Genomic DNA, 22,020 nt, shown 5'->3' with positions numbered 1-22,020 from the left:
GGCCCGCAAGGTGGCCAGCAGCTCGGTGAGCACGGGCCGTTGGGTAGTGGCACCGCTGATCTTTTCCTGAAACACCAGGTCCACGCCAGCGGCCTGAAGTTGGGCGAGTTGGGTATCGAGGTGCTGGTCTTTGGCTGAGACGCGTGCGTAGCCGAAGTGCATGGCAGATGGGTCAGGAAGGTGGGGCCAGGAAGATACGCGGCTGGCCCTACTTTGTGGCCCCTTCATTCCGGGTCAGGCCAGGGCTGGGTGGTGGGGGCCAGTATGGTGTACTTTAATGAACCCGCGTACCCGCAGTTACCAGGCATCGGTACGCCCTGGCGGGGAGCAGCGGAATTTTGCGCGCTTGTGCTCAATAGTGAGGCCAGCCAGCTTGAAGCCGATGATACCAGCAATAATCACAGTTCCGAAAAATACCTCGATATAGGACCAGTCGACTTTAAGAGCACATCGACGAACTTGATAAAGATAAGCAATAGGACCATCAAGACTAAAAAGGCCAGGGCAGTGGTAATTGAGGTAGTCCAGGCAAGACGGACATGAGAAAGATGTATGTTTTTCTGTCATGGTAACCAAAACCAACATGACGTCGCCCTACAAACGGCGTAAGTACGACGAGGCCTCTAAGGCGGAAGCGCTACGCCTAGCCAGTGAGAGCCGCAGTACGCAGGCGGCGGCCCGGCAGTTAGGCATCAGCCCCAAGCTGCTCTACCGATGGCAGCAGGCGCAGGTAGTGGCCGAGGTCGGCAGCGTTGAGCTGGCGCGCGACCCGGAGGTTCGCGCCCTGCGCGCCCGTCTATAGCGAGCCGAGCAGGAGTTCGACATTTTAAAAAAAGGCGGTGGTCTAATTAGGGATAGTGCGCTGGTTGTGCTGGTCGATGAAGATTTTGGTGCGTGTGGTGGGAATGGCCAAGGATTTGCTGAGCGAGCAGGATTTGCGCACTCACACGCCGCAGCGCTGGCGCAAAGAGTAATTTAAGACTTTGACGATGTCAGTTTGGACTTCGTTATTTAGACAGGGTCGGTGCGGGCCGAGCGGTAAGGCTTGGGCATAGGCCGTAAACAGGTTGGTGAGGTACCAGCAGTGGCGGCGGTAGCACCAGGGCAAGGCTGCCATAGACGGCAGGCGGTGTGGGCATCGCGCTGGCCCAGCACCCAAGCCACTGCGCCGACTCGCTCGTTCGACGGCGAACCAGCCCTTGCGCCGCCGTCGGCCTACAAGCGTCCACATTTCGTCGAGTTCAAGCGCATCTCACTGCCGACATTGTGTTTTTTTCGGCTGCCGCCGCAGCAAGGGTGGGCTGGCCCGCGACGCTTTTTTTCTGCCAGCTTAGCCACAGTCATGCGCGCCACGCCGGTCACGCGCACGATGCTGCGTTGGGAGATGCGCTCTGCCTGGAGCTTTTCTACTTGCGCTGAGCGGCGGCGGCTACAAACCGGGCTTGGTAGCCACAGGCTTTGCACTGGTAGCGGGCATGCCTGCCGCTGTGCCCATTGCGCCGAATCTGCTGGCTGCTAGACTTGGCGCAGGTGTAGTAAGCCGTTACCATCAACGCACTGTGTAATATATCCTAAATTAGACCACCAACCAGATATAAGTCTGTACAATAAAGTTATTCTTATTTTTTACATAAATATTATATTATTAATAATAATATTTATATCTTTTGGGGTGGGCTAGCTTTGTAGAGGAAGAGCTGACATCTTAAACTAGATGGCCTATGCGCTACTCAATACCTACTCTCCCGCAGATTTGTATTAGCAGCTACCCGAACTTGGCCCAGTCCACGCTTGAATTCACGGTGCAAAAATCAACTCAGTTAGTGGCCGATGCGGGAACAGACAAGACCATTCAACCGGGTAATAAAGTCACTCTGGGCGGCGCTAAACCATCTACCGGCAGGCGTAATGCTTTCGTCGATGACAACACCTACCAACACCGACCGTGATGTTTTCCTGTCTACGGAGTGCGATAGGGCTTATGCGGCATAAATGCATGCTGTTCAAGCCCACCTAAAACGTTCCCCTGTACACTACTAAACCTATGAATGACAGTGGTCTAACAGTCTATTTAGCTATAGGAACCTGTCTGGGTTTTGGTGCTTATCACTTATACCGAAGAAGTTTGGAGCAGTGCCTCCTCTTTATTTTATATGGCCTGCCTCTCATGGGTTTGTTAGTCACAAAATTGAATTGGGGCGGGTTCAAGGTCTTCGATATTCTAAGCTTAAGCTGCCTGATGCTATTTCCTAAGGCCTTCGTTCAGGGATTGTATTCCCTTTCTCGCGTCAACGCCGTCCTCTTTTTGGCTTTCGCTATTTCACTTTTACTTGGCAGTCTAGCTTCAGAATTTCCTAAAGATTCCACACTGGCCTTGCTTCAGGTGATGCCTGCTTTTGTGTATTGCCGGTTCGTCGTGCTAGCCTGCGCCGAAAACCCCGCCTTTTATCCTCGCATCCTGCGTGCTTTACGGTTCAGTAGTGTCGTGTTGCTGTTTTTTATCGCTTTTCAAACAATTGGTGGTCTATCATTTACATTTTACCCCGTTTTAAATCTGAATACTTTCGATCCTCAAAACAATACCATAAGATACCCAGGCTTCTTTCACGACTCACAGGCCAATGGGCAATTCCTAGCCATGACGGGGTTCCTATTTCTGCGAGCCGGCCGTGGCGAAGTTAAGACTGCCAAACGACTACTCTACCTGGGGCTGTTTCTGGCCTGTAGCGGTGGCATACTGCTATCGGGCAGCCGGTCAGCACTGGGAGGGATGCTGGCAGGGCTAATGGTGCTGTTTTTGTGCAGTAGCTGGCGGCTACAGGTCTATACAATTGCCTTTGCGCTCGTGGCTGGCAGCCTTTTCGCTTTAGCAAGTCCAGGCATTCCTATTCTGAACCGGACGGCCAATATCGACGAGGACTATAAGTACCGGCAAAGTATCTGGTTCGAAGCTATTGACATTAGCCTCAATAACCCGCTACTTGGCATAGGCATCGGCAATTTTCAGGCCTATACAACTATTCATAAGCAAGAGCTATATACGGAAATTGACGATGAATTTGTCTATTTCGACCAGCCGGAAAACGGTTATCTCAAGGTGCTGGTGGAAACAGGATTCATCGGCTTTATTCTATTCCTGTCGTTGGTGTTAACTCCGGTAGTGAAAGTACTCTATGCTAATATCAGAGGCCGACAGGATTTTAGCATCGTCTTTATTCTGGCAGCTATCACCAGTTGGTTACTAGCATTTAATACTGTCTACTCTCTCTCCGAAAGCCGCATCACGCTTATCGTTGTTACTCTACTGGCCCTGCTCATTGTTCATCCACCCAAATCGACTTTATCCGATGGGCAGGCTGCTTAATCTACGGCAACGAGTGTTGCGCTCACCACTCTTAATCAATAGTGCCTGGGGGATTTTGGCTAATCTGCTTCAAACGGGCATGACCAGTGCATTTTTTGTGATACTCGCCCGGAAATTTCCGGCTAATGATTTTGCGCAGTTCCTCATTGCCAATACCGTGTATCAGCTAGTAGCGGCCTTTTCGTCTATGGGCCTCAGTCAGTGGTTTATTCGCGACTATGCATCGTCTGACGATAAAACCAGTCTCACCGTTGATTATTTAAAAATACAGGTCATTCTTGGGCTTGTGTTTTACGCCGTTAACGTAGTGGCTGCCTTCACCCTATACCCAAATGGCACCATTCGCATGCTCAGCATTATACTGGGAACTAACATTATCTTCGACAACCTAATCAGTGCCATAAAGTGCCTGAATATTGCCGAGTTTTTACAAAAAAAATCAGCCAATATTCTGCTGATAGATGCACTGCTTAAGCTCTCAGTAGGTAGTCTGCTGTTTCTTTATGCGTTGCCGATAATAAATATTGCCATTCTATTGGTGGTAGCACGCCTGATTACGGTTAACCTGTTTATCAAAATCGGGTCGGCCAGTAATATTACCTTAGTCGAGGTGCTTCAGCGAAACATCAACCTGGCACACCTGCGCAATATATTAACTAGCAACTGGTATTTCGTAATAATTGGCAGCGTATCAGTGGTATATTGGAGCGTAGCCAATATTATCATCTCAAAAATGCTCACCCTTAAAGAAGTAGCTAACTATGAGATTTCATTCAAAATTTTTTCCGTTATGTTATTGCTGCCTATTGTCGCTTCTGGCAGTATTTTTCCACGGTTCATTGCTTTGTACAAAACTGGGAATTTGAATGAATTGCGGCGCTTATTCAATAATATTCAACGAATTTATATTCTGACGTCAGTACTTGTTTATGCCTTTATTGTATCCTTCTCGCAATTCTGGCTTCCGCTAGTATTCGGCCGGGTTTATGCAGATGCTGTTCCCTGCGTCAACCTGATGTTCCTGACATTTCTAGTTTTCCCGACAATGTTTCTGCAAGCCAACCTCATCGTGGCGATGAAAATGGAAAAGATGGATATGATATTCAATCTGTGCAGCTTGGTTTGCAACGTAGTTGGCTGTCTTCTTGGCTTGATGCTTTACCGCTCACTATCCGTCGTAAATTACTCTATTGCAGGTTCCCTACTGATTTTCCATTTTTTGCAGGATGTATTGCTAATCAAAAAGGGGTTTTCAACATGGTTGGCAACGGCTGGTTTCTATGCCGGCATGTTGGCCTTTGTGCCTCTATACCAATACGCTATGATTTACACGCTGCCGTGGGTTCCTTTCGCAGTTGTTGGCTTGGCCGTAGTGGTGATTTTGGTAAGCGCGCTTGCCAAGCCCGGGCTACTGCACCCAGCAAATGAGTCGTTTATTAAAGCTTGAATTTCAGTTAGTATACCGCTCTGATGGCACAAACTATACAAAAAAGTCCTAATAAGCTGGCTGCGTTAGAGGCAATTCGGGGTGCCGCAGCCATTTATGTGGTAATTCACCATATGTTTGGTTCTACAGAGCTGAAAAATGTGGTGCCAGCCTTGATACGGGCTCCATTTCGATTTGGGCAGGAGGCAGTCATTACTTTCTTTCTGATGTCGGGTTTTGTGATTTATTTGGCAACTTATAAAAAGGTGCAATTAACATTTCGGGATTATTTTTTCAAGCGGTTCTTTAGGATATACCCTGTTTTCTTAGGCACATTAATTATTTCCGTAATAATTAACTTTTTGAACGGGAAAGCGCTGACTAGGGGGGACCTGGTTGATTTCATTGGGAATGTGTTTATGCTACAGGATACGGGCGATAAGCCCGGCATTTTTGTGTATCCCTTTTTGCATAACCATGCCCTGTGGTCGTTGTCATACGAGTGGTGGTTCTACATGCTGTTTCTCCCCATAATATGGTTGCTGTCACTCCTGCGACACCATTTTAATTACAGTGGGCCAAGCATTTATCCGGTGGGCGCCATTTCGCTGCTGGCGTACGCGGCCTACCTGATTTTCCCAAACCACATGCTACTTATTGTCAGTTACCTGGTTTTGTGGTGGGCAGGAGTGGCATGCGCGGAAATCTATTGCCGGGGCGAGCAGTTCTCTTTTAAAGCGTTAAAACACATTTACCTCTGCCTTCTTTGTATGACAGCGGCAACACTTATCCCACTGCGCCAGCGCTTTCTAGAAGAAGGCCCTGCCTTCAACGTCAACGGCTACCCTTTCATTGACTTTCGGCACTACCTGTTTGCCGTTCTGAGCTTGGCTATTATTCAGTTTAGCTCCGTGATCAAAAACCTGGATCTATCTGCACCGCTTCGCTGGTTCTCCGCGCTGGCCAGTATATCATATGGCTTATACTGCGTTCATTTTCCTGTTTTCCTTCTTGCACTGCCGTTTATTCACAACTTAGTGTTAGAGTATGCAGTGAAGTTGGTGCTCATCTTGCTGCTCGCATATCTGCTGGAAATGAAACTACAGCCGTGGTGGAATAAGTTAGCTGCTAAGCTTTCGGCATCCAAAGTCGCGGTCCCGTCCGCCGCGCCGAGTGCATTTTCTCAGGTAAGCAAGTCATAATTGCAAACATGCCTGCACAATGGTTTTATTCCGCGCTAAAAACGTTGACATCTGGTTGCTACAGTTGCTCGAAACCCTGGGCTTGCCGCCACAGTAGCTGATGTTTGTAGAAGAAGTACGTAATGCTTTTCACATGGAACCATAGCAACTTATTCACGCCCTTCATGCTGGCGCGCTGATGGTCGTGAATGCACACCGCCTGCGGGCAATACACCACCGCATGACCAGCCGCCCAGCACCGAAGGCACAGGTCTGCGTCCTCAATGTAGAGAAAGAACTTTTCATCAAAGCCGCCTAATTTCTGGTACACACTTCGCTTCAACACCATTGCTGCCCCCAACGCCCAGTCAATAAACTGAATTTTGCTTTTATCGAAGTCGAGCATCAGGTACTTCCGAATATCTTTATTCGTCGAAGCATCATTACCCCACGTTAATACCCGCAGGGCCACCACCTTGAGACTGTAAAATCGCCGCACGGAGGGTTGGAAGGTCAGGTCACTGTTCAGCAGCTGCGGGCACACTATGCCCACGCCGGGATTGCGCTCATAAAATCCAAGCATCTCATCAATTGCCCCCGGCAATACAATCACATCGGGATTGCAGATAAAAATATACTGCCCGGACGAGATGTTAACGCCCTGATTATTATTAGCTGCAAACCCACGAACCTTATCGTTCTGGTGAATAATTACACTCGGGTAGTTTGCTGCAATGTACGCCACCGAGCCATCCGTTGAGCAGTTGTCTACTACAATGATTTCGTGAGTACGGGCGGTTTTTTCTTTGCCAAACAATGAGTTGAATAAGTTTTTCAACTTATTCAGGTGGTTCATGTTGACAATAATAATCGAAAGCTCTGGACCTGCTTTATTTGTGGTGGATGAGTTGCCCAACATATTCTTGAATAAGGGTTGGAATTGTCGTTAGCAAATCATTTTGTCGAAACAGGTATGTCTCTCGCTGTACTATGGCTGCTTCCAAATGTGGAAGATGCTCAATGTAATAAATTAGTCCTAGGCTATGCAGCTTTACTGCCAAATCAGTTTGGTTGTTGTTCCCAGCTTCCCCTTCTTCAAAAAGGCGGGCCACTACGAAAATAGGCTTGCCAAGCTTCAGGATTTCGCTTAAAGTACCAAAGCCCCCATGCACAATAAAAGCAGTAGCATTTTGGTAATAGTATTGCATCTCATCTCTCGACAGCCAAGCTTGGTAAGGCATGTGTAATGGCTTAAATGACGAGCTACCGATTTGGGCAAAAAATGGCAGTCCTATACGGTAAGCAATTTGGTCACACTCCCGTAGAAGCCGGTCGAAACCTTGGTTAGCAGTGCCAACGGATACAAAAATCATAGCAATGGTCCTCCATAAATCGCACGTGGATAATGTGGTTTCAACTCTTCCCACTGAATTAAGAAGAGGTCCGCAAAGCGATAAACTAACCTTCCCGTCAACGAAGGCTTCGTAACGTTTGCCCCTGACTCAATGAAGATAAGCTTTTTGCGGTATAGCTTAGCAATTAGCATAATGGATAGAGTTACATCCGCGCCGGTAGAGATAATTAAGTCGGGCTTTTCTTTGGCGTACACGGCTAACGATTGCACAAAGTTTACCAGTAGCAGCGCGGCACGCCGAATTGCCCAGCCATGCTTAGGGTGCGCCACGTAATGCACCCGCATATTGCCGGCGGGCCGATGCTTTTGTCGGTACGTTACGTAGAAATATGAGTGTTGACCCTCGGCTAAAAGCGCCTTGCAGGCATTCATTGCCTCTAAATAATGGCCACCACCCGAAAATGCAATTCCTATTTTCATGTTCAGCTAGTGTTATTTCAACGAATCGTAGAGCACAACAAGCCGTTGCTTGTACTTGCGCAGGTCAAAATCCTGCCCCACGCGCTTCTTGGCGTTGGCTGACATTTGCTGGTAATGGGACGCGCTACCTAACAAGCCCGCTATGCTTTGCAAGAGTGCCGGCTCGTCGCCGGGTGCCACCAGCAAGCCATTTTCGCCGTTAGTCACCACATCAGGGATACCACCGACCGGTGTGGTTATTGGTACCAAGCCATAGGCCATAGCTTCGAGCAAAGACATGGGCAGGCCTTCGTTGAAGCTGGGCAGCACAAGGACATGCCCCTTGCGCAGGAGCGAATCTTTCTGATCGTTGTTGATATAGCCCAGCACCACTACGTTATTCAACAGGCCTTTGTCTGCAATCAGGGTTCTGACAGCGTCAAGGTCGCCCTGGCCGGCAATGTATAATTGGCACTGCGGGTACTGTGCTAACAGAGCGGGCATGATGTTCATTAAGTTGTAAAACCCTTTCCGCTCCTCAATGCGTGCTAAATAAACCAGGGTGATTTGCTCGTCGGCAAATGATTTAGAATCTGCTGCTTCAGGCAACTGAATAGCATTAGGCAGTAGTACCCAATTGGCTCGAGGTGCCACCGAACGGTACCAAGCCTGCCAGCTGGTAGATAAGATGATGTTGGCATCGGCCGCTGCGAAGATGTTGATCATGAAGCGCTGTTGCCAGTCCGGGCAGCCTTCATAAAACAAGTGAAAGTCGGCGGCATGGTTATGCAACAATGTTTTCTTGCCGAATAGCCGGGCGATGTAAACCATGCCCCCGGTGAGCCAAAAGTTCATGCCAATGGCATGATGAATATGCACGAGGTCAGCAGTAGGTAACAGCGACAGAAAGCGTATGTATGCCATCAGCCAGCACTGTAACTTTTTGGCGGCTGGGAGGTTGTCGCTGGTTGTATAAATGGGGTGATAGCGCACCTCCTGCTTGAGGAAGTCCGATTCTAGCAGCTGCTTCATAACCGTTACTATGCCCGATTTAGAAGTATGAATATTTTCGCCGATGAAAAGAATCTGCATAAATTACGGAGTATTGTAGCCCTAGTTGAAGGCAGCTCGGGCACAAAAGAGTGCCGGTTAACAGGTTGACGAGTTTTTTTGCTGACTTCTGAGGGAAACAAGTGGTAGTAGGAACGCACGAAAAAAAGCATACAGCAACGGGTTCAGCATAAATAGCTTGAACGCTTATCTCTGCTTCAAACTGACGTTCTTCAACTCGTTGACCGACTTGGTATAAACAGCTAAGTTGTGGGCGACCTGTTGGTAATGGGTGTAGTGTTTAGCCTTAGAGGCCAGCAGAATCATGTTCAGGATGCTAATGTGCGTCCCCAAATTCAGCGCTCATGCCTCTCCAAGAGGCTCAGTTGCGTATTGTTGTATGGCGGCTAGGATTTTTTGGGAAACTACAATACTCTCCCTCTTTGCACCGTTAAACTTTGCCACGCTCATCGAATTATCCCGTTTAATGTAGAGATGGTTCGAGTTGTCTACAAATACGATCTTGCGGGCCTGCGAAAGGACCGGGAATACATGGAACAGTTTTCATTTATCTGACCTTCGAAGAAAATATTTTTTGCCCGAGCAGCCATGTATGTCTTTTTGTTTGTGCTCCACTCTAGCATCCTTTTTAGTATGGCAAAAGGTGCTTCATCGCGGCCACATATCTGAAGCTGATGGAGGCGAGCTTTCTCGGTTGCGCTGCTCGCGTGAAAAACCTTCATACCGCATGCTGACATGTCCGCTTGTGTAGTCAAGGGATTGTTTATCAGCATCCCGTACATATCCATCTCAATTACATCATCGCCGTCGATGAACTAAATGTAAGTGCTCGTACTCAGGTGTAGACCAGTGTTCCGGGCCTGCAATACGTCTTGGTTTGCTTGCTTGATTACCTGCACCCACTGGTCTACGGCAGCGTAATAGGCATACCACAGTTCAGTATTATCTGTCGAGTAGTCATCAATAAGCATCAGCTCAAAATCGGTGAAGGACTGTGCCAGAATAGACTCAATCGTCGCATCAATGTGCTCTTCCTTGTTATAGACAGTAACGATAATGGAAAAGCTATATTTTGGCAAATCATAACGGTAATTGAATAAGCGCCAATGCGAGCATTTAAGATACCAAGTGTGGGCGCTGCTGGAAATAGCTTTCGTCGAACTCGTAGCCGTAGCCATGCTTGGCTTTATTGATACCGTTGAAGACAAACTGGAGCTCCTGAAACTCCTTGCCAGAAGCCAAGCGCTGAACAAAATCCAGCTCTTCAACCGGGGTCACACCCTGCCGTATCACATACAGCGTCACATCGGCGCAGGGCGCTAGAATGCGGGCATCGCTTACCAAGTGCACCGGCGGTGAGTCGATAATGACGTCGTCGTACAATTCGCGTAACTGTTTAATCAGCTCCGCCGCTGCAGAGCTCTCAATGAGCTGCGCCAGATTGGCGGCGGGTGCGCCGCTACCAATGAAATGCAGGTTCGACTGGCCCTCCGGATACTGAATGGTCTGCGCCAGCGTAGCGCCACCCGTCAGTAGTTCGCTGAGTCCGGGCTGGGCCACCCCGCCTGCCAGGGTGAAGCCGGTAGCCCCGGGACGCCGCAGGTCGAACGCGCAATATACCGTTTTGCGGCCCGAAGCGGCCAGCGAAACGGCTAGATTGGCGCTCACAAAGGTTTTGCCCTCATTGGCAACGCTTGAAGTTATCAGGATGACCCGGCCTGGATGCTGGCTCACGGGCAATGTCCGCAGCACCGTGCGTAGGACGCGGAACTGCTCAGCCACGACCCCCGAAGGCTGGTCGGAAATCAGCCCACTCCGCAGCTTGCCGGCATGATTCACCTCCGCCAAAACCGACACCGCCAGCGTGTGCTCAATTTCCTCACGCGAGACGACCCGCTTGTGCAGATATTCCCGAATCAGCACGATGAACAGCGGCAACCCCAGCCCTAGCAGCAGGGCTATGGCGAGCACCAGGGGCTTTTTCGGCCATACCACGTCGCCCACGAAGGCTGTATCCACCACCCGCACATCAGCTGTGGCGGAGGCGTACTTCAGCGACAGCTCTTCCCGTTTCTGGAGAAGGTAAGTGTATAGATTTTCCTTGATGGCTTGCTGACGCTTAATGCTCCCCAACTGCCGCTCTTGGCCAGGCATGCTTTGGATATTACTCGAAATGCTTGATTTATAGCTTTGCAGTTGCTTACGCGTGTTCACTAAGGAGGCTTTGATACCCTGAACGTTGTTGCGAATGGCAGTGCGGGTCGAGGTCAGCTGACGGTTGAGGGGCTCAAACAACGGATTATCAGCAGGGGTAGTCGCTAGCAGCTTTTCCCGTTGTAGCTGTAGTTGCGAAAGCTTCTCAATTAAGCTGTTTAGGCCGGGGTCATTGATGCCGACAGTAGAAGGCGCTTTTTCATCGGCTTGGCCTTCGGTCAAATACTGCTCAAGACCTGCTATCACGTTGAGCTGCACATTCACTTCGTTCAGACTGTTGCCATTGGCTTGGTCATTCTCCAGATAAATCCGCGATTGCGATGAGATGTCCGTTATACCGCGTTGGCTTCTGTAGTTGGCCTCTTCCTTCTCGTAAGCGTTAAGCTCCTTGGTAATGGACTGCAGCCGCTCATTGATGAAGCTGATAGTGGACTGTGAAATGCGGTTCTGTTCGGCTATGGATGCGTCGTTGAGTGCCTTCGTCAAGTAGTTGAGTAGTGCTTTGCCTCGGTCTGGGTTACTTTCGTTTACAGTTAGGCTAAGCGTCGGAGCCTTCTTGCTGAGCATCACTGCCTCAATACCTTTCTGGTACCGTGCCGTTACTTTCTCCGGATTCTGCAGCTCTATTTTGATTGTCGCTCCTATAAAGTGCCGCACATGTGTCGTCGGCTCCAAGTGCCAAGCTCCAAAGCCACTCTGCACGGTTTCGTCCATGCTCAGTGTCCGCGCCGGTTTGCCGGCTTCCTCCAGCGTAAACGAAGTCGGGCTATTAAGGTACAGATATAGTACTTGGTCTTCCACAGTGTCGAAAGGCTGTAACAATACCAGCTTCACCGGCGAGTCCTGATATAGGTCCCGGGTAAGGAGACCAGTTTTCAGCTCGTAGGAAGTGCTTAGGCCCAGCTCGTCCACACCCTGCCGAATAAAGCGGCGTGACTTCAATATTTCGATTTCTGTCTCGATAACCTTCGGCGAGGTCACCAATTCCAATTCCTGAAGCGTTGACTTCTTGGGTACCGTCGCCTCGTCCTGAATAGCCAGGGTCGATTTAATCTGATAAACAGGCTTAACGTAGCGCAAGTAGCACCAAGCCGCACCCAGCGCCAGCAGCAAACTCATTAAGAAAATCGGCCAGTAGCTTATATACCGACGAATAGAAAGGCCAGTATCAGTCAGCATTGATGGGGTCGAACGAGTGGAGTGAGATGATCCCATATTATCGACGAAGAAGAATAGTGGAAAGCGTAATGGCTAGGACAGATAGTCCGGAGAGCACTAAACTGGCCGTCCGGTAGCCTCTGTCAACCGTTGCGAATTTGGTCTTATCAGCCTGAACATAAATGACATCATTGTTTTTTAAGTAGAAATAAGGAGACTTGAATATTCCCTTTGATGTTAAGTCAATAGGAATGTACTGTCGCTTGCCGTTCTGCTCGCGCACAAGCAATACATTGGTGCGGATAGCAGTAATATTCAAGTCGCCGGCAAGGCTCAACGCTTCGGGAATGGTGATTCTCTCGTTCTGTACCATATACATATCAGGTTTGAGAACATCTCCAAAAACAGCTACTTTGAAATTGATAATCCGCAGATTGACAATGGGTTCCTTTAAGTAAGGTAGCAGCTTTGTTTGCAGCTGATGGCTGATTTCTGATGTTGTCAGTCCAGATACTTTTATTGCGCCTACTATAGGTACATTTATCTCGCCCTGGTCATCCACTAGGTATCCGACTACCGGATTTCCCGGCGACAAATCGTAGTTATTGCCGTTGACCCGATTTAAATTGTAATTAAAAACCGCTGATGCTTCGGGATTCAAACTAGAAACGCTAATGCCTAGAATATCTTGGGGTTGTACTAATGGAGGAGTGTAATTATCCAATGGCTCTTCTAAAACCTTTGACATGTTAAGGTCTTGAAAATAAGGTATTTTTCTATATGAACTACACGAAGTAAATATCATTAAAAAGGTAAATAGCAAAGTTGTGCTTATATATGAAGTCATGATACTGCTAGGTTAGGTTCAAAGAATTTCTTGAAAGCTGGATACTGTGTCCTTTTTGGAGAATCAATTTGACCTATCAGAACGTCACGTTCATCTAGCATCTGCATTAGCATGACGTCTTTTAAAATAAAGAGACACTCACCGACCACTCAATAAGGGTTGGAGGTCCTGAGTATAATTCAAAGTATCGCTCCCATCAGAAATTCATATATTTTACTTGCATACTTCTAATATATGTATTATATTTTCATTAGCAATGGGAAAACACTGAAATTGTGTATCATATAGTAATGAAGCGGTCTAGAAAGACAGGGGCGGTAGCCGAAACGCATAATACTCCCACAATTCGGGAGAGATTTGGGGTGCGCCCCGTCTCCTCTCACCTGCTTCATGGATGTCCTGCCCACAGATATTATTCGTGCCTGGGTTTCCCCCACCTACCTCAGTCGCCAACGGGTCGTCCTAGCCGGGTGGCCCCGGCCGAGTTACTTGAGGCTTTGCTCTACAAGATTAAAACCGGCTGCGAGTAGCGCTATTGCCAGTTAAACAGTTTTTTTAACGGTGCCATGCTGACTTGGTAAGGCGTGTACGCTCGGTTCAACAAGCGGCGCATAGATGGGGCGTGGGAAGCCATGTGGCTAAATGTGTTATGGCACAATAAACAATTACTGTATTGTTCCACTGTACAACTCGATGGCAGCCACACGCCGGCTAAACACGGTGGGGCGGCCATAGGCTATCAGGAGTGTAAGAAGGCCCGCACGACCACAGCTTTGTTTTTGGTTGATAACCAGGGCCAGCCTCAGCCCTGTGCGACCCCACAAGCAGGCAACCACCATGACAGTTACCGTTTAGCGACCTTATTTGAGGAGTTGTGCCAATGGCTCGAAGCGGCCGGTATTGCCGTGGCTGGGAAGTTCGTAAACGCCTATAGTGCCTTCGATACCAACGAGTTGCGCCAGACCTGTGCCGCCCGTGACATCGAAGCCAACATCGCCCGCAACCGCCGCGCCACCAATTGGCAAACACCTGACGACACGTTTTTTGACTCCAAACTCTATCGTCGGCGCGTGCTGTTAGAACACGCTAACGCTTGGCTCGACAGCTTCAAAATCTTGATTGTACGCTATCAAACCAGCGTCGGCAACTGGCGGGCTTGGCATTTGCTGGCATTCGTCGGTCTCTTCTTGAGAAAATTTAGCCCTAACCCCCAGCCTAAATTGTATTAATATTTACAAAATATATACAAAAATAATATACTTTCTCGCAATTATATTATATAGTTAATTGAAGAGGCTCAGATTATATTTTCTTTAACTGTTTAATTGCAATATAAACTACCATACAGCTGCATTTTTCATAATGAGCATGTAATACACAGCTAAATAAATCAGCAATTTTCCTATCTCTACTTGCATCATGCCATTTACTTTTTTTCATCCTGCTATAATTCTTCCTGCTCGCAATTTGCCCATAAAGTGGAAAAAGTATGTGTCTATGACCGGACTTATAACCGGAAGCCTAGCACCCGATTTCGAAAAGTTCATTCAAATGAGAAGTGGCAATATATATAGCCACACACTTGCCGGGGTGTTTGGTTTTGATCTGCCTGTGGCATTACTATTAGCGGTTGTTTTTCATGGGATAGTCAAGGCTACCCTTATCGATTACTTACCTACCCGTGCTCTTTCGGGCCGTTTTGTGGCGTACAAACGCCAGAACTGGATTCGCTATCTACAGCGTAGGTACGTGTTAGTGATACTGAATATGCTGGTTGGCATCTCCTCGCACCTAGTACTTGACAGCATCACGCACACAAACGGAGTGCTGGTTCACATGCTTCCGGTATTAGACAACTATTATCAGGTTTCTTTCCTGAACGTTCGAGGTTATCAGTTGCTCGAACTTTGCTACTATTTGTTTGCATCACTCTCATTTTATTTAGTTTTCATTTCGCTTCCTCAAAAGGATTCAACTTACCCAGTCAGAACTAATAAAACGATATTCTGGATTGGAGCTTTCATTTATATGGTATTAATTATATATATAAGGTTATTAATTAATCCGGATATTCGACACATATGGGATGGGGCCAGTCTCATAACGGCAGCGGCCTTGGGGAGCCTGCTGCTATCCTGCCTGATATGGCGCCATATCACATAAGTATAATATATTTTGGGCGGGCACTCATAGCGGATTCATGAACGGTGTACGTGACAACTGCAGTGATTGAACCAGCCGAGCGCATCGGTGCTGGTAATCCAGTCGATGGGGGTTTGCAAGGCTGCATCTAGCGCTTGCCGGGTGCAGGCCTGCGCTTCGCGTAGTTTGGTGTTGAGCTTGCTCCAGGCCTGCTCGACCGGGGTGAAATCAGGCGAGTAAGGCGGTAGCAACAGCACTTCCACGCCATGTCGGGCCAGTTTCTGCTGCAGCCCGGCCAGCATGTGTACTGGCAAGTTGTCGAGCACCAGCATGTCGCCATCCCGCAATTGCGGGGCCAGAATGCGCCGGATGTAGAATGCGAAACTGCGCTGGTTCAACGCGCCCTCCAACAGCTGTACGGCTTTCAGCCCGCGCACGCCCAGCGCCCCAATTAGTATCAGGCTTTTGCCCCGGCGCAGCGGCACAGCCCTACCCGCGCGGCGGCCGCTTGGTGCCCGTCCGTAGAGCCGCGTGTAATCCAGGCGCAGGACCGTCTCGACCAGGAAATAAAACCGGTGCACATCCGCCCGCTTGGCGACGGCTTCTACGTGCTGACGGCGTTGTTCCCGCATGCGAGGTATATCACGCTCGGTGGCGTGCAGGCCTTTTTTTGCGACGCAGTCCCTGCTCGTCCGGCACGCGCCAGCCATCGCCCACGCTCACCCGCTAGCCGGTTTCAGCCTCAGCGCGTCGTGCAATTAGGCTAGCGTCGCGTCCGACTGGCGCCCGACCTGCGCCACTAGCCACACCTGCGCTCAGGCAGCGCGGCGGCCCGCCCCGGCCGGGTAGTGCCGTTACCGAACCTATTTGCCGCTGCCGGCGCAGCAACTTGCCCACGAAAGCCAGGCTCTCACGCAAAAGCAGGTCGCCACCTGCGCCTGCTATGCACCCGGCTCGGCCAGCGCCTCTACCACGCGCTAGCGCAAATCCAACGAATATGCTTGCAGCCATTCCCTTACGCATGCGACTAGCCAACAGGTACACTGTCTGTAAATCCGCTACAACTATGCATCAAGATTTTGCTTTGAGAGCAAATTAATATAAACTTCTTCTGTCTGACAAGCGATTTCCGACCAAGATAGAGTCCCATTTGCCAAATTATTAGCGTTTATTGCCATGCGCAAAGAATGCTCGGGGTTTTCGATTAGGTATTTTAAGGCATTTGCAAGGGCAGTAACATCTCTAGGCGGCACTAGTAATCCCGTTTCGTTGTCACTTACAAGTTCAGGCAAGCTCCCAACTTTCGAACTCACTACGGGGCGTCCCATACCCAGAGCGTAAGCCGCAACACCACTTTGAGTCGCATCTGTATATGGCAATACGACAATGTTGGCATTTCGAAAACAATCAATGACCTCGCTTGGCGATAAATAACATTCTTTTAAAACAAAAGAATCGTCCGACAAAATTATGTCTTTGAAAGACTCAAGATCAGGTCCACGTCCAGCGATAACGCCATAAATTCCAACTCCAGAACTGCGTAAACTACGAATAGCTTCTATAAAATATGTAAGACCTTTATATGCTTCAATACGCCCAAAAAATAGACAACATCCTGATTTCCAATCAACTGTAAAAGGAATATTAAATAACTGACCTAAAGGCCCATGCGGAATGGACTTTACACGGCCTTTGAGCCAGGGAGAAGCATTCTCAGCAAGGACTTGCATTGCATGGCCGTGAACGATTGCAACATCGGCATGAAGACGTAATAACCACGTATATAATCTGAGCCGGACTGATCTTTGTATAGTATCATTACCTGAATGCGTAACTGGGTCATGAATTGTTAGTACAAAAGGAACCCCGCGAAAGAAAGGTAAAGTTGCTATTAAATAATCTTTTTCCACTTCCTGACAGTGAATTAAGTCCGGATTAAAATCCTTAATAGCTTTATGCAGCCTAAAAATATTTTTAATCAAAGTATTGATACTGCGTCTATGAGGCAATAAAATAACGCTTAGCGATTCTGTTTTAGTAAATTTGAATTCTATCCCCAACTCATTATTAAAGTTAGGTTCACTTAGTATTAATAATACGTCATGGGTCGCTGCTAAGGCAATAGCTAAGGAGGAAGAATATTCCGCAAAGTGTAACGCTAGTAATACAATACGCATAAAACTTACAAAAGCAATGTGGTGAATAACCTTAATTTCTGGTTCATGGCTTTGAAGCCGGCCCTATAACTTTACTCCCGAATGTGGAAATGGCCTGGATAAGTGCATCGGCCAGCACGTGTATTTAACCCCCTTCATTTACTGGGTCATCCATAAGTAAGCATCATGCGTTCCGAAGCCCGACGGTAGTAGCCGTATGTGCCAGCTCGTTGGGAATTAAAGTTTGTAAGGAACTGTGGGGGCAGAAACTATTATATTCCTGGCGCCACTGCTCGATTTTCTCCCGCACGTCGGTCAGTAACAAAACCGATGAACATTCAGGCACTCATCTCGGAAGTTGGCGTTAAACGATTTAATATATGGGTTATCGGGCGGTTCACTAGGTCGAGGGAAGTACAGCGTTATGGGATGGTCATAGGCGCAGCGGTCCAAATCCTTGCTGATAAAATTATTGCCGTTGTCGACTTGAATGCGTCCGGGTACTAACCTCTTATGCATATTTATTGCTAAACTCTAACACCATCAACTTTTATAATATATGCAGGCGATCCTACAACGGTACAATTTTTAGGGATATTTTTAACAATTACAGTATTAGCTCCTATAATAGAATTGCTGCCGATGATAACTTTTCCTATAATCTTTGCTCCTGCAAAAATTTTCACATTATCTTCAATTATCGGACAATCAATATCATTTGAAAAACCAATTGTTACTTGTTGATTAATCCAGCAATCCCTGCCTATAGACTTTGCCGCAATAATTGTAGCAAAGCCATGTTGAATAAATAAACCTGGACCTATATTCGGGGTCGAAAGATAAAGAGTTTCCATTTTAGGGCATATGAAATTTATTTTATTTTAGAGTAATGTCCAACTCTAAAATAAAATAAATTTCGAAACTACGGATAAAATGTCATAAGATACAAAAATCCACTTTCATAACTAATATCATTTTTAATTATGCTAAGCCAGCGGGTTATATCATAACTTATCACTTTATTATTTCTATGGAGTTTAAAAATCACCCAATGCGGAATAAGTCTTATCGAACTTAAAAATAATACAGTATTTATATACAACGATTTCATATTGCCAATCAGATTATTGTGTGGAAGTGTAAAATAATACGGTGTGGCCTCTCCCTACTAAACTAGACTAGTGTAAAGTAGGGAAAATCTGGTACTTTTCATACTTTAAAATCAGAGGGTATTCTAAATGGGTATGATTCTTCAATTGTGCTGGTCGATGAAGATTTTGGTGCGTGTGGTGGGAATGGCCAAGGATTTGCTGAGCGAGCAGGATTTGCGCACTCACACGCCGCCGCGCTGGCGCAAAGAGTAATTTATGACTTTGACGATGTTAGTTTGGACTTCGTTATTTAGACAGGGTCGGTGCGGGCCGAGCGGTAAGGCTTGGGCATAGGCCGTAAACAGGTTGGTGAGGTACCAGCAGTGGCGGCGGTAGCACCAGGGCAAGGCTGCCATAGACGGCAGGCGGTGTGGGCATCGCGCTGGCCCAGCACCCAAGCCACTGCGCCGACTCGCTCGTTCGACGGCGAACCAGCCCTTGCGCCGCCGTCGGCCTACAAGCGTCCACATTTCGTCGAGTTCAAGCGCATCTCACTGCCGACATTGTGTTTTTTTCGGCTGCCGCCGCAGCAAGGGTGGGCTGGCCCGCGACGCTTTTTTTCTGCCAGCTTAGCCACAGTCATGCGCGCCACGCTGGTCACGCGCACGATGCTGCGTTGCGAGATGCGCTCTGCCTGGAGCTTTTCTACTTGCGCTGAGCGGCGGCGGCTACAAACCGGGCTTGGTAGCCGCAGGCTTTGCACTGGTAGCGGGCATGCCTGCCGCTGTGCCCATTGCGCCGAATCCGCTGGCTGCCGCAATGGGCACAAACATGTGCAGTTGCTGCCATTTGCCCAACACGTGAGTGGTGCTTACTTAAACCACAACAATTGATTGTAGTACCATTTCCCTAGGTTGTACGGACAATTACCTTTGCGTTTGTGAGCAATTTGGACGAAATCAGTGACCGTGCGTGGGCGGCTTTGGCGCCTCATTTGTCAGGCAAAGCGGGCGATGTGGGCCGAACTGGCGTCGATAACCCCCTCTTTCTCAACGCCGTGTTCTGGGTGACGCGCCATGGCTGTGCTTGGCGCGCGCTGCCGGCCCGCTTTGGCAAACACGACACCCTACGCAAGCGCAGCCGACGCTGGGCCCAAAAGGGCATTTGGCAACGCTTGTTCGAGGCCGTGCAGGAACCCGACGTAGACTGGGTGATGCTTGATTCAACCGTGGTGCGGGCCCACGCGCAGGCGGCGGGCAGCCGAAAAAAAGCCGTGTTGGCGACGAAGCCCTCGGCCGCAGCCGTGGCGGGCTGACGATCAAAATTTATGCCTTGGTTGACGCGCTCGGCAACCCGTTGCACGTGGTGCTCGGGCCCGGCCAGCAGGCCGACTGCCGACGGGCAGCTGATTTGCTGGTAGGCGGGCAACGTATTGGCCGACAAAGCCTATGACACGGACGCGGTAGTCGCAACCATCGTAGCCCTGGGCGCACAAGTCGTCGTTCCCAACAAGAAAAATCGCCTGGTGCCACGCGTGATTGACCGCAACCTGTACCAGAACCGTAACAAAGTCGAACGCTTTTTCAGCCGCCTCAAACAGTTTCGTCGGCTGGCCACGCGCTACGTTAAAACGGCTAGTAGCTTCTTTGGAATGGTACACTTCGTTTCCGCCCTCTTATGGATTCGGTAACTGCCCGTACAATCTAGCACATGTTAAACAAATAATGAACCTGACGTAAATAGAAATAATCGAGTTGGTTAGTACGCATTTTTCTCGCCGGTTAGCATATTCCAAACCGTTTTTCCGATAATTTTGAGGTCAAAAAACAGGGACCAATTCTCCAAGTATTCCAAGTCTAACTTTACGCGTTTTTCCATTGCCCCTTCCTCGCGGGTTTCGCCTCGGTAACCGCTCACTTGGGCATGGCCGGTAATGCCAGGCGTAACAGCGTGGCGCAGCGAATACGTCCGAATACGCTGTGAGTAGTCCCTGAGCTGAGATACCATGTTGGGACGGGGTCCGACAACTGACATGTGACCTAGCCATACATTGAAGAATTGTGGCAGTTCGTCGAGGCTTGAGGCCCGAAGATAACGCCCAATCCGAGTGATCCGGGCATCTCCCTTGCAGGCCTGTAGTTCCGCCTCCTTTAAGTTGGCATGCATGGTGCGAAACTTAAAACAGGGGAAAAGCTCGTTGCGTTTTCCCGGGCGCATTTGATTGAAGAATGCCGGTCCTGACGAATCAAGTTTGATTAACAGTACGAGGATGGGGAATAGCCACGGGAAGATGAACAAAATTACGATGCTTGAAAAAGCCAAGTCAAATACTCTCTTAACCACTTGATTAGAGCGAGACGCCAGAGGCTGACTGCGCACGGTAAGAATAAGCCCATGATCGTATTGATGCAAAACCACGTTTTTGTGAAGGGTGCCTTCAAAATCTGGTACAATGCAGAGAATAATGAAGTGGTCGTCCGCGAAGCCAGCTATTTCCTCAATTAGCTGCGTTCGATCCATTGGGAGCGCAAAATAAATATGATCGACTCGCATCCGTACGCAGTATTCTTTCAATTGCCTCAAATTACCCTGCACCAAGTGCCGAACCTCTTCAGTGGCCTGGGAATCGGTAAAGAATCCTAAAAATTTATTGCCCAGCGGATCACGACTTTCAATGAAATTGTGCAGATCACAACCACTTCGGCTGGTCCCCACAATTACAAAGCGGCTATGTGGGCGAGCCCAATGGTAGAGGTACAGACGATGAGAATAGGCAATGATTAACCTTGCGCTGATCACAGCAGCCCCAATTAATGAATACAGTAGCACCAAATAGCTAAGGGGTATGACCCGAATTTGCAATAAGACCACGCCTGAGGTAAGTACAACCACGTGTACAAGAAGGACTTTTACCCTGTGCCAAAACTTTCCCGCATAAGTGGGGACCCTTTCAAGCAAGTTAGGATCTGTGGTTTGGTTGTCCACAATTAGCCAGAGTAACGCAAATACAGCAAAAAACATAGGGTAATATCCTCGCAATTGCCACCCCCCATGCTCTATATAAGCAGTAAACCGAAAACATACGTGAATTATTAACAAGTCAACCACTAGTAAAATATTGTGGTTGAAGCGTGACTGTTCATTACAAATAGTCATGATCGCATTTTTGACTTATTCAATGATAAATTTACACTTTTATCGAATGTAATGAAGTTTAAATTACAAAGCAAGTAATTTATACATTAAACATTTAAAATAGTACTATATTGATATCAATATGGCTATAATATAAAATTTGCTATGAATTATATTAATAAAAAAAATGAAAATAGGATCAAAAGTGTACTCAAAACGGTTCAAGTAAGTGTTGACAATAGGATATGTGTTTGAGCATGAACTATTTGTTGATGGACGCGCAGTGGATGCGGATTACGCCGCTGCTCCTGAGGCGCGCCGGCACGAAAGGGGGCGTGGCCAGGACAACCGCCGCTTTATAGATATAGGAGCCAAAATACTCGGCGACACTGATCTAGGCGTCGGTTAACTTGGGGTGTTGT

General features: G+C 48.3%; 22 protein-coding genes and 1 pseudogene. 8 read left to right on the top strand and 15 right to left on the bottom strand.

Annotated features, from left to right (window positions below):
• A partial coding sequence (locus tag HW556_RS14600; RefSeq protein ID WP_176900833.1) for a recombinase family protein occupies positions 1-162 on the bottom strand: 162 nt, incomplete at its 3' end.
• A gap of 403 nt (positions 163-565) precedes the next feature.
• Between HW556_RS14600 and HW556_RS14595 the strand changes: the two genes are divergently transcribed.
• The 5 genes from HW556_RS14595 (at position 566) to HW556_RS14575 (ending at position 5,992) form a co-directional block, all read left to right on the top strand.
• Complete coding sequence (locus tag HW556_RS14595; protein ID WP_176900832.1) at positions 566-802, top strand: transposase; 237 nt, start codon at positions 566-568, stop codon at positions 800-802.
• 919 nt (positions 803-1,721) lie between these two features.
• Positions 1,722-1,949: a hypothetical protein gene (locus HW556_RS14590; protein WP_176900831.1), complete on the top strand. Its 228-nt coding sequence runs from the start codon at positions 1,722-1,724 to the stop codon at positions 1,947-1,949.
• A gap of 176 nt (positions 1,950-2,125) precedes the next feature.
• Positions 2,126-3,364, top strand: a complete 1,239-nt coding sequence (locus tag HW556_RS14585; protein WP_176900830.1) for an O-antigen ligase family protein — start codon at positions 2,126-2,128, stop codon at positions 3,362-3,364.
• 16 nt (positions 3,365-3,380) lie between these two features.
• Entirely contained in the window at positions 3,381-4,811 is a 1,431-nt protein-coding gene (locus HW556_RS14580) for an oligosaccharide flippase family protein (RefSeq protein ID WP_176900829.1), read from the top strand.
• Between the two features lie 23 nt (positions 4,812-4,834).
• Complete coding sequence (locus tag HW556_RS14575) at positions 4,835-5,992, top strand: acyltransferase family protein (RefSeq protein WP_176900828.1); 1,158 nt, start codon at positions 4,835-4,837, stop codon at positions 5,990-5,992.
• Positions 5,993-6,050: 58 nt separating this feature from the next.
• Here HW556_RS14575 and HW556_RS14570 read toward each other — a convergent pair whose 3' ends face one another.
• The 7 genes from HW556_RS14570 to HW556_RS14540 form a co-directional block, all read right to left on the bottom strand.
• Positions 6,051-6,890 (bottom strand): glycosyltransferase family 2 protein, encoded by an 840-nt coding sequence (locus tag HW556_RS14570; protein ID WP_176900827.1) that lies wholly within the window; start codon positions 6,888-6,890, stop codon positions 6,051-6,053.
• Positions 6,862-7,344 (bottom strand): glycosyltransferase, encoded by a 483-nt coding sequence (locus tag HW556_RS14565; protein WP_176900826.1) that lies wholly within the window; start codon positions 7,342-7,344, stop codon positions 6,862-6,864. Before HW556_RS14565 ends, HW556_RS14570 begins: the two co-directional genes overlap by 29 nt.
• Positions 7,341-7,805 (bottom strand): PssD/Cps14F family polysaccharide biosynthesis glycosyltransferase, encoded by a 465-nt coding sequence (gene pssD, locus HW556_RS14560; protein ID WP_176900825.1) that lies wholly within the window; start codon positions 7,803-7,805, stop codon positions 7,341-7,343. Before pssD ends, HW556_RS14565 begins: the two co-directional genes overlap by 4 nt.
• A gap of 12 nt (positions 7,806-7,817) precedes the next feature.
• Positions 7,818-8,876: a glycosyltransferase family 4 protein gene (locus HW556_RS14555; RefSeq protein ID WP_176900824.1), complete on the bottom strand. Its 1,059-nt coding sequence runs from the start codon at positions 8,874-8,876 to the stop codon at positions 7,818-7,820.
• A 794-nt stretch (positions 8,877-9,670) separates the two neighbouring features.
• The gene (locus HW556_RS19035) at positions 9,671-10,033 is read right to left on the bottom strand and encodes a glycosyltransferase family 2 protein (protein ID WP_394354137.1); all 363 of its coding nucleotides are present in this window, start codon (positions 10,031-10,033) and stop codon (positions 9,671-9,673) included.
• Positions 9,972-12,188: a GumC family protein gene (locus HW556_RS14545; RefSeq protein WP_176900822.1), complete on the bottom strand. Its 2,217-nt coding sequence runs from the start codon at positions 12,186-12,188 to the stop codon at positions 9,972-9,974. The genes HW556_RS19035 and HW556_RS14545 overlap by 62 nt, the downstream gene beginning before the upstream one ends.
• Positions 12,189-12,285: 97 nt before the next feature.
• The gene (locus HW556_RS14540; RefSeq protein ID WP_218136938.1) at positions 12,286-12,975 is read right to left on the bottom strand and encodes a polysaccharide biosynthesis/export family protein; all 690 of its coding nucleotides are present in this window, start codon (positions 12,973-12,975) and stop codon (positions 12,286-12,288) included.
• A gap of 683 nt (positions 12,976-13,658) precedes the next feature.
• Between HW556_RS14540 and HW556_RS14535 the strand changes: the two genes are divergently transcribed.
• On the top strand, positions 13,659-14,303 hold the full coding sequence (locus HW556_RS14535; protein WP_176900820.1) for a transposase: 645 nt from the start codon (positions 13,659-13,661) through the stop codon (positions 14,301-14,303).
• A gap of 190 nt (positions 14,304-14,493) precedes the next feature.
• Positions 14,494-15,237, top strand: coding sequence for a DUF4184 family protein (locus tag HW556_RS14530; RefSeq protein WP_176900819.1), 744 nt, complete (start codon positions 14,494-14,496; stop codon positions 15,235-15,237).
• A gap of 35 nt (positions 15,238-15,272) precedes the next feature.
• Here the strand turns inward: HW556_RS14530 and HW556_RS14525 are convergent, their stop codons facing one another.
• The 6 genes from HW556_RS14525 to HW556_RS19110 form a co-directional block, all read right to left on the bottom strand.
• On the bottom strand, positions 15,273-15,848 hold the full coding sequence (locus HW556_RS14525; RefSeq protein ID WP_176900818.1) for a transposase: 576 nt from the start codon (positions 15,846-15,848) through the stop codon (positions 15,273-15,275).
• Between the two features lie 432 nt (positions 15,849-16,280).
• The gene (locus HW556_RS14520; protein WP_176900817.1) at positions 16,281-17,393 is read right to left on the bottom strand and encodes a glycosyltransferase family 4 protein; all 1,113 of its coding nucleotides are present in this window, start codon (positions 17,391-17,393) and stop codon (positions 16,281-16,283) included.
• Positions 17,394-17,556: 163 nt separating this feature from the next.
• Positions 17,557-17,682, bottom strand: a complete 126-nt coding sequence (locus HW556_RS19030) for an integrase core domain-containing protein (RefSeq protein WP_394354138.1) — start codon at positions 17,680-17,682, stop codon at positions 17,557-17,559.
• A gap of 5 nt (positions 17,683-17,687) precedes the next feature.
• On the bottom strand, positions 17,688-17,891 hold the full coding sequence (locus HW556_RS19025) for an integrase core domain-containing protein (RefSeq protein ID WP_394354136.1): 204 nt from the start codon (positions 17,889-17,891) through the stop codon (positions 17,688-17,690).
• 8 nt (positions 17,892-17,899) lie between these two features.
• Entirely contained in the window at positions 17,900-18,226 is a 327-nt protein-coding gene (locus HW556_RS14510) for a serine O-acetyltransferase (RefSeq protein ID WP_176900815.1), read from the bottom strand.
• A 942-nt stretch (positions 18,227-19,168) separates the two neighbouring features.
• On the bottom strand, positions 19,169-19,312 hold the full coding sequence (locus HW556_RS19110) for a transposase-like zinc-binding domain-containing protein (RefSeq protein ID WP_449404415.1): 144 nt from the start codon (positions 19,310-19,312) through the stop codon (positions 19,169-19,171).
• Between the two features lie 91 nt (positions 19,313-19,403).
• On the opposite strand from HW556_RS19110, the pseudogene HW556_RS19020 reads away from it, so the two are divergent.
• Positions 19,404-20,153 (top strand): annotated as a pseudogene (locus HW556_RS19020) (IS5 family transposase).
• A 68-nt stretch (positions 20,154-20,221) separates the two neighbouring features.
• Here the strand turns inward: HW556_RS19020 and HW556_RS14500 are convergent.
• The gene (locus tag HW556_RS14500) at positions 20,222-21,619 is read right to left on the bottom strand and encodes an exopolysaccharide biosynthesis polyprenyl glycosylphosphotransferase (RefSeq protein WP_176900814.1); all 1,398 of its coding nucleotides are present in this window, start codon (positions 21,617-21,619) and stop codon (positions 20,222-20,224) included.
• Positions 21,620-22,020 lie beyond the last annotated feature (401 nt).

This window comes from Hymenobacter terrestris (genome assembly GCF_013377905.1).
Lineage (GTDB): Bacteria > Bacteroidota > Bacteroidia > Cytophagales > Hymenobacteraceae > Hymenobacter > Hymenobacter terrestris.
Note: the sequence above shows the minus strand (reverse complement) of the source record. Positions and strands in the feature narration are given on the sequence as shown.

Bases quoted from the DNA above. Each gene is read 5' to 3' on its own strand.
- HW556_RS14595 (WP_176900832.1), top strand. From the start codon at position 566: ATGGTAACCAAAACCAACATGACGTCGCCCTACAAACGGCGTAAGTAC.
- HW556_RS14590 (WP_176900831.1), top strand. From the start codon at position 1,722: ATGCGCTACTCAATACCTACTCTCCCGCAGATTTGTATTAGCAGCTAC.
- HW556_RS14575 (WP_176900828.1), top strand. From the start codon at position 4,835: ATGGCACAAACTATACAAAAAAGTCCTAATAAGCTGGCTGCGTTAGAG.
- HW556_RS14570 (WP_176900827.1), bottom strand. From the start codon at position 6,890: ATGTTGGGCAACTCATCCACCACAAATAAAGCAGGTCCAGAGCTTTCG.
- HW556_RS14565 (WP_176900826.1), bottom strand. From the start codon at position 7,344: ATGATTTTTGTATCCGTTGGCACTGCTAACCAAGGTTTCGACCGGCTT.
- pssD (WP_176900825.1), bottom strand. From the start codon at position 7,805: ATGAAAATAGGAATTGCATTTTCGGGTGGTGGCCATTATTTAGAGGCA.
- HW556_RS14555 (WP_176900824.1), bottom strand. From the start codon at position 8,876: ATGCAGATTCTTTTCATCGGCGAAAATATTCATACTTCTAAATCGGGC.
- HW556_RS19035 (WP_394354137.1), bottom strand. From the start codon at position 10,033: ATGGCTACGGCTACGAGTTCGACGAAAGCTATTTCCAGCAGCGCCCAC.
- HW556_RS14545 (WP_176900822.1), bottom strand. From the start codon at position 12,188: ATGAGTTTGCTGCTGGCGCTGGGTGCGGCTTGGTGCTACTTGCGCTAC.
- HW556_RS14540 (WP_218136938.1), bottom strand. From the start codon at position 12,975: ATGTCAAAGGTTTTAGAAGAGCCATTGGATAATTACACTCCTCCATTA.
- HW556_RS14530 (WP_176900819.1), top strand. From the start codon at position 14,494: ATGCCATTTACTTTTTTTCATCCTGCTATAATTCTTCCTGCTCGCAAT.
- HW556_RS14525 (WP_176900818.1), bottom strand. From the start codon at position 15,848: ATGCGGGAACAACGCCGTCAGCACGTAGAAGCCGTCGCCAAGCGGGCG.
- HW556_RS14520 (WP_176900817.1), bottom strand. From the start codon at position 17,393: ATGCGTATTGTATTACTAGCGTTACACTTTGCGGAATATTCTTCCTCC.
- HW556_RS19025 (WP_394354136.1), bottom strand. From the start codon at position 17,891: ATGCATAAGAGGTTAGTACCCGGACGCATTCAAGTCGACAACGGCAAT.
- HW556_RS14510 (WP_176900815.1), bottom strand. From the start codon at position 18,226: ATGGAAACTCTTTATCTTTCGACCCCGAATATAGGTCCAGGTTTATTT.
- HW556_RS19110 (WP_449404415.1), bottom strand. From the start codon at position 19,312: ATGGCAGCAACTGCACATGTTTGTGCCCATTGCGGCAGCCAGCGGATT.
- HW556_RS14500 (WP_176900814.1), bottom strand. From the start codon at position 21,619: ATGACTATTTGTAATGAACAGTCACGCTTCAACCACAATATTTTACTA.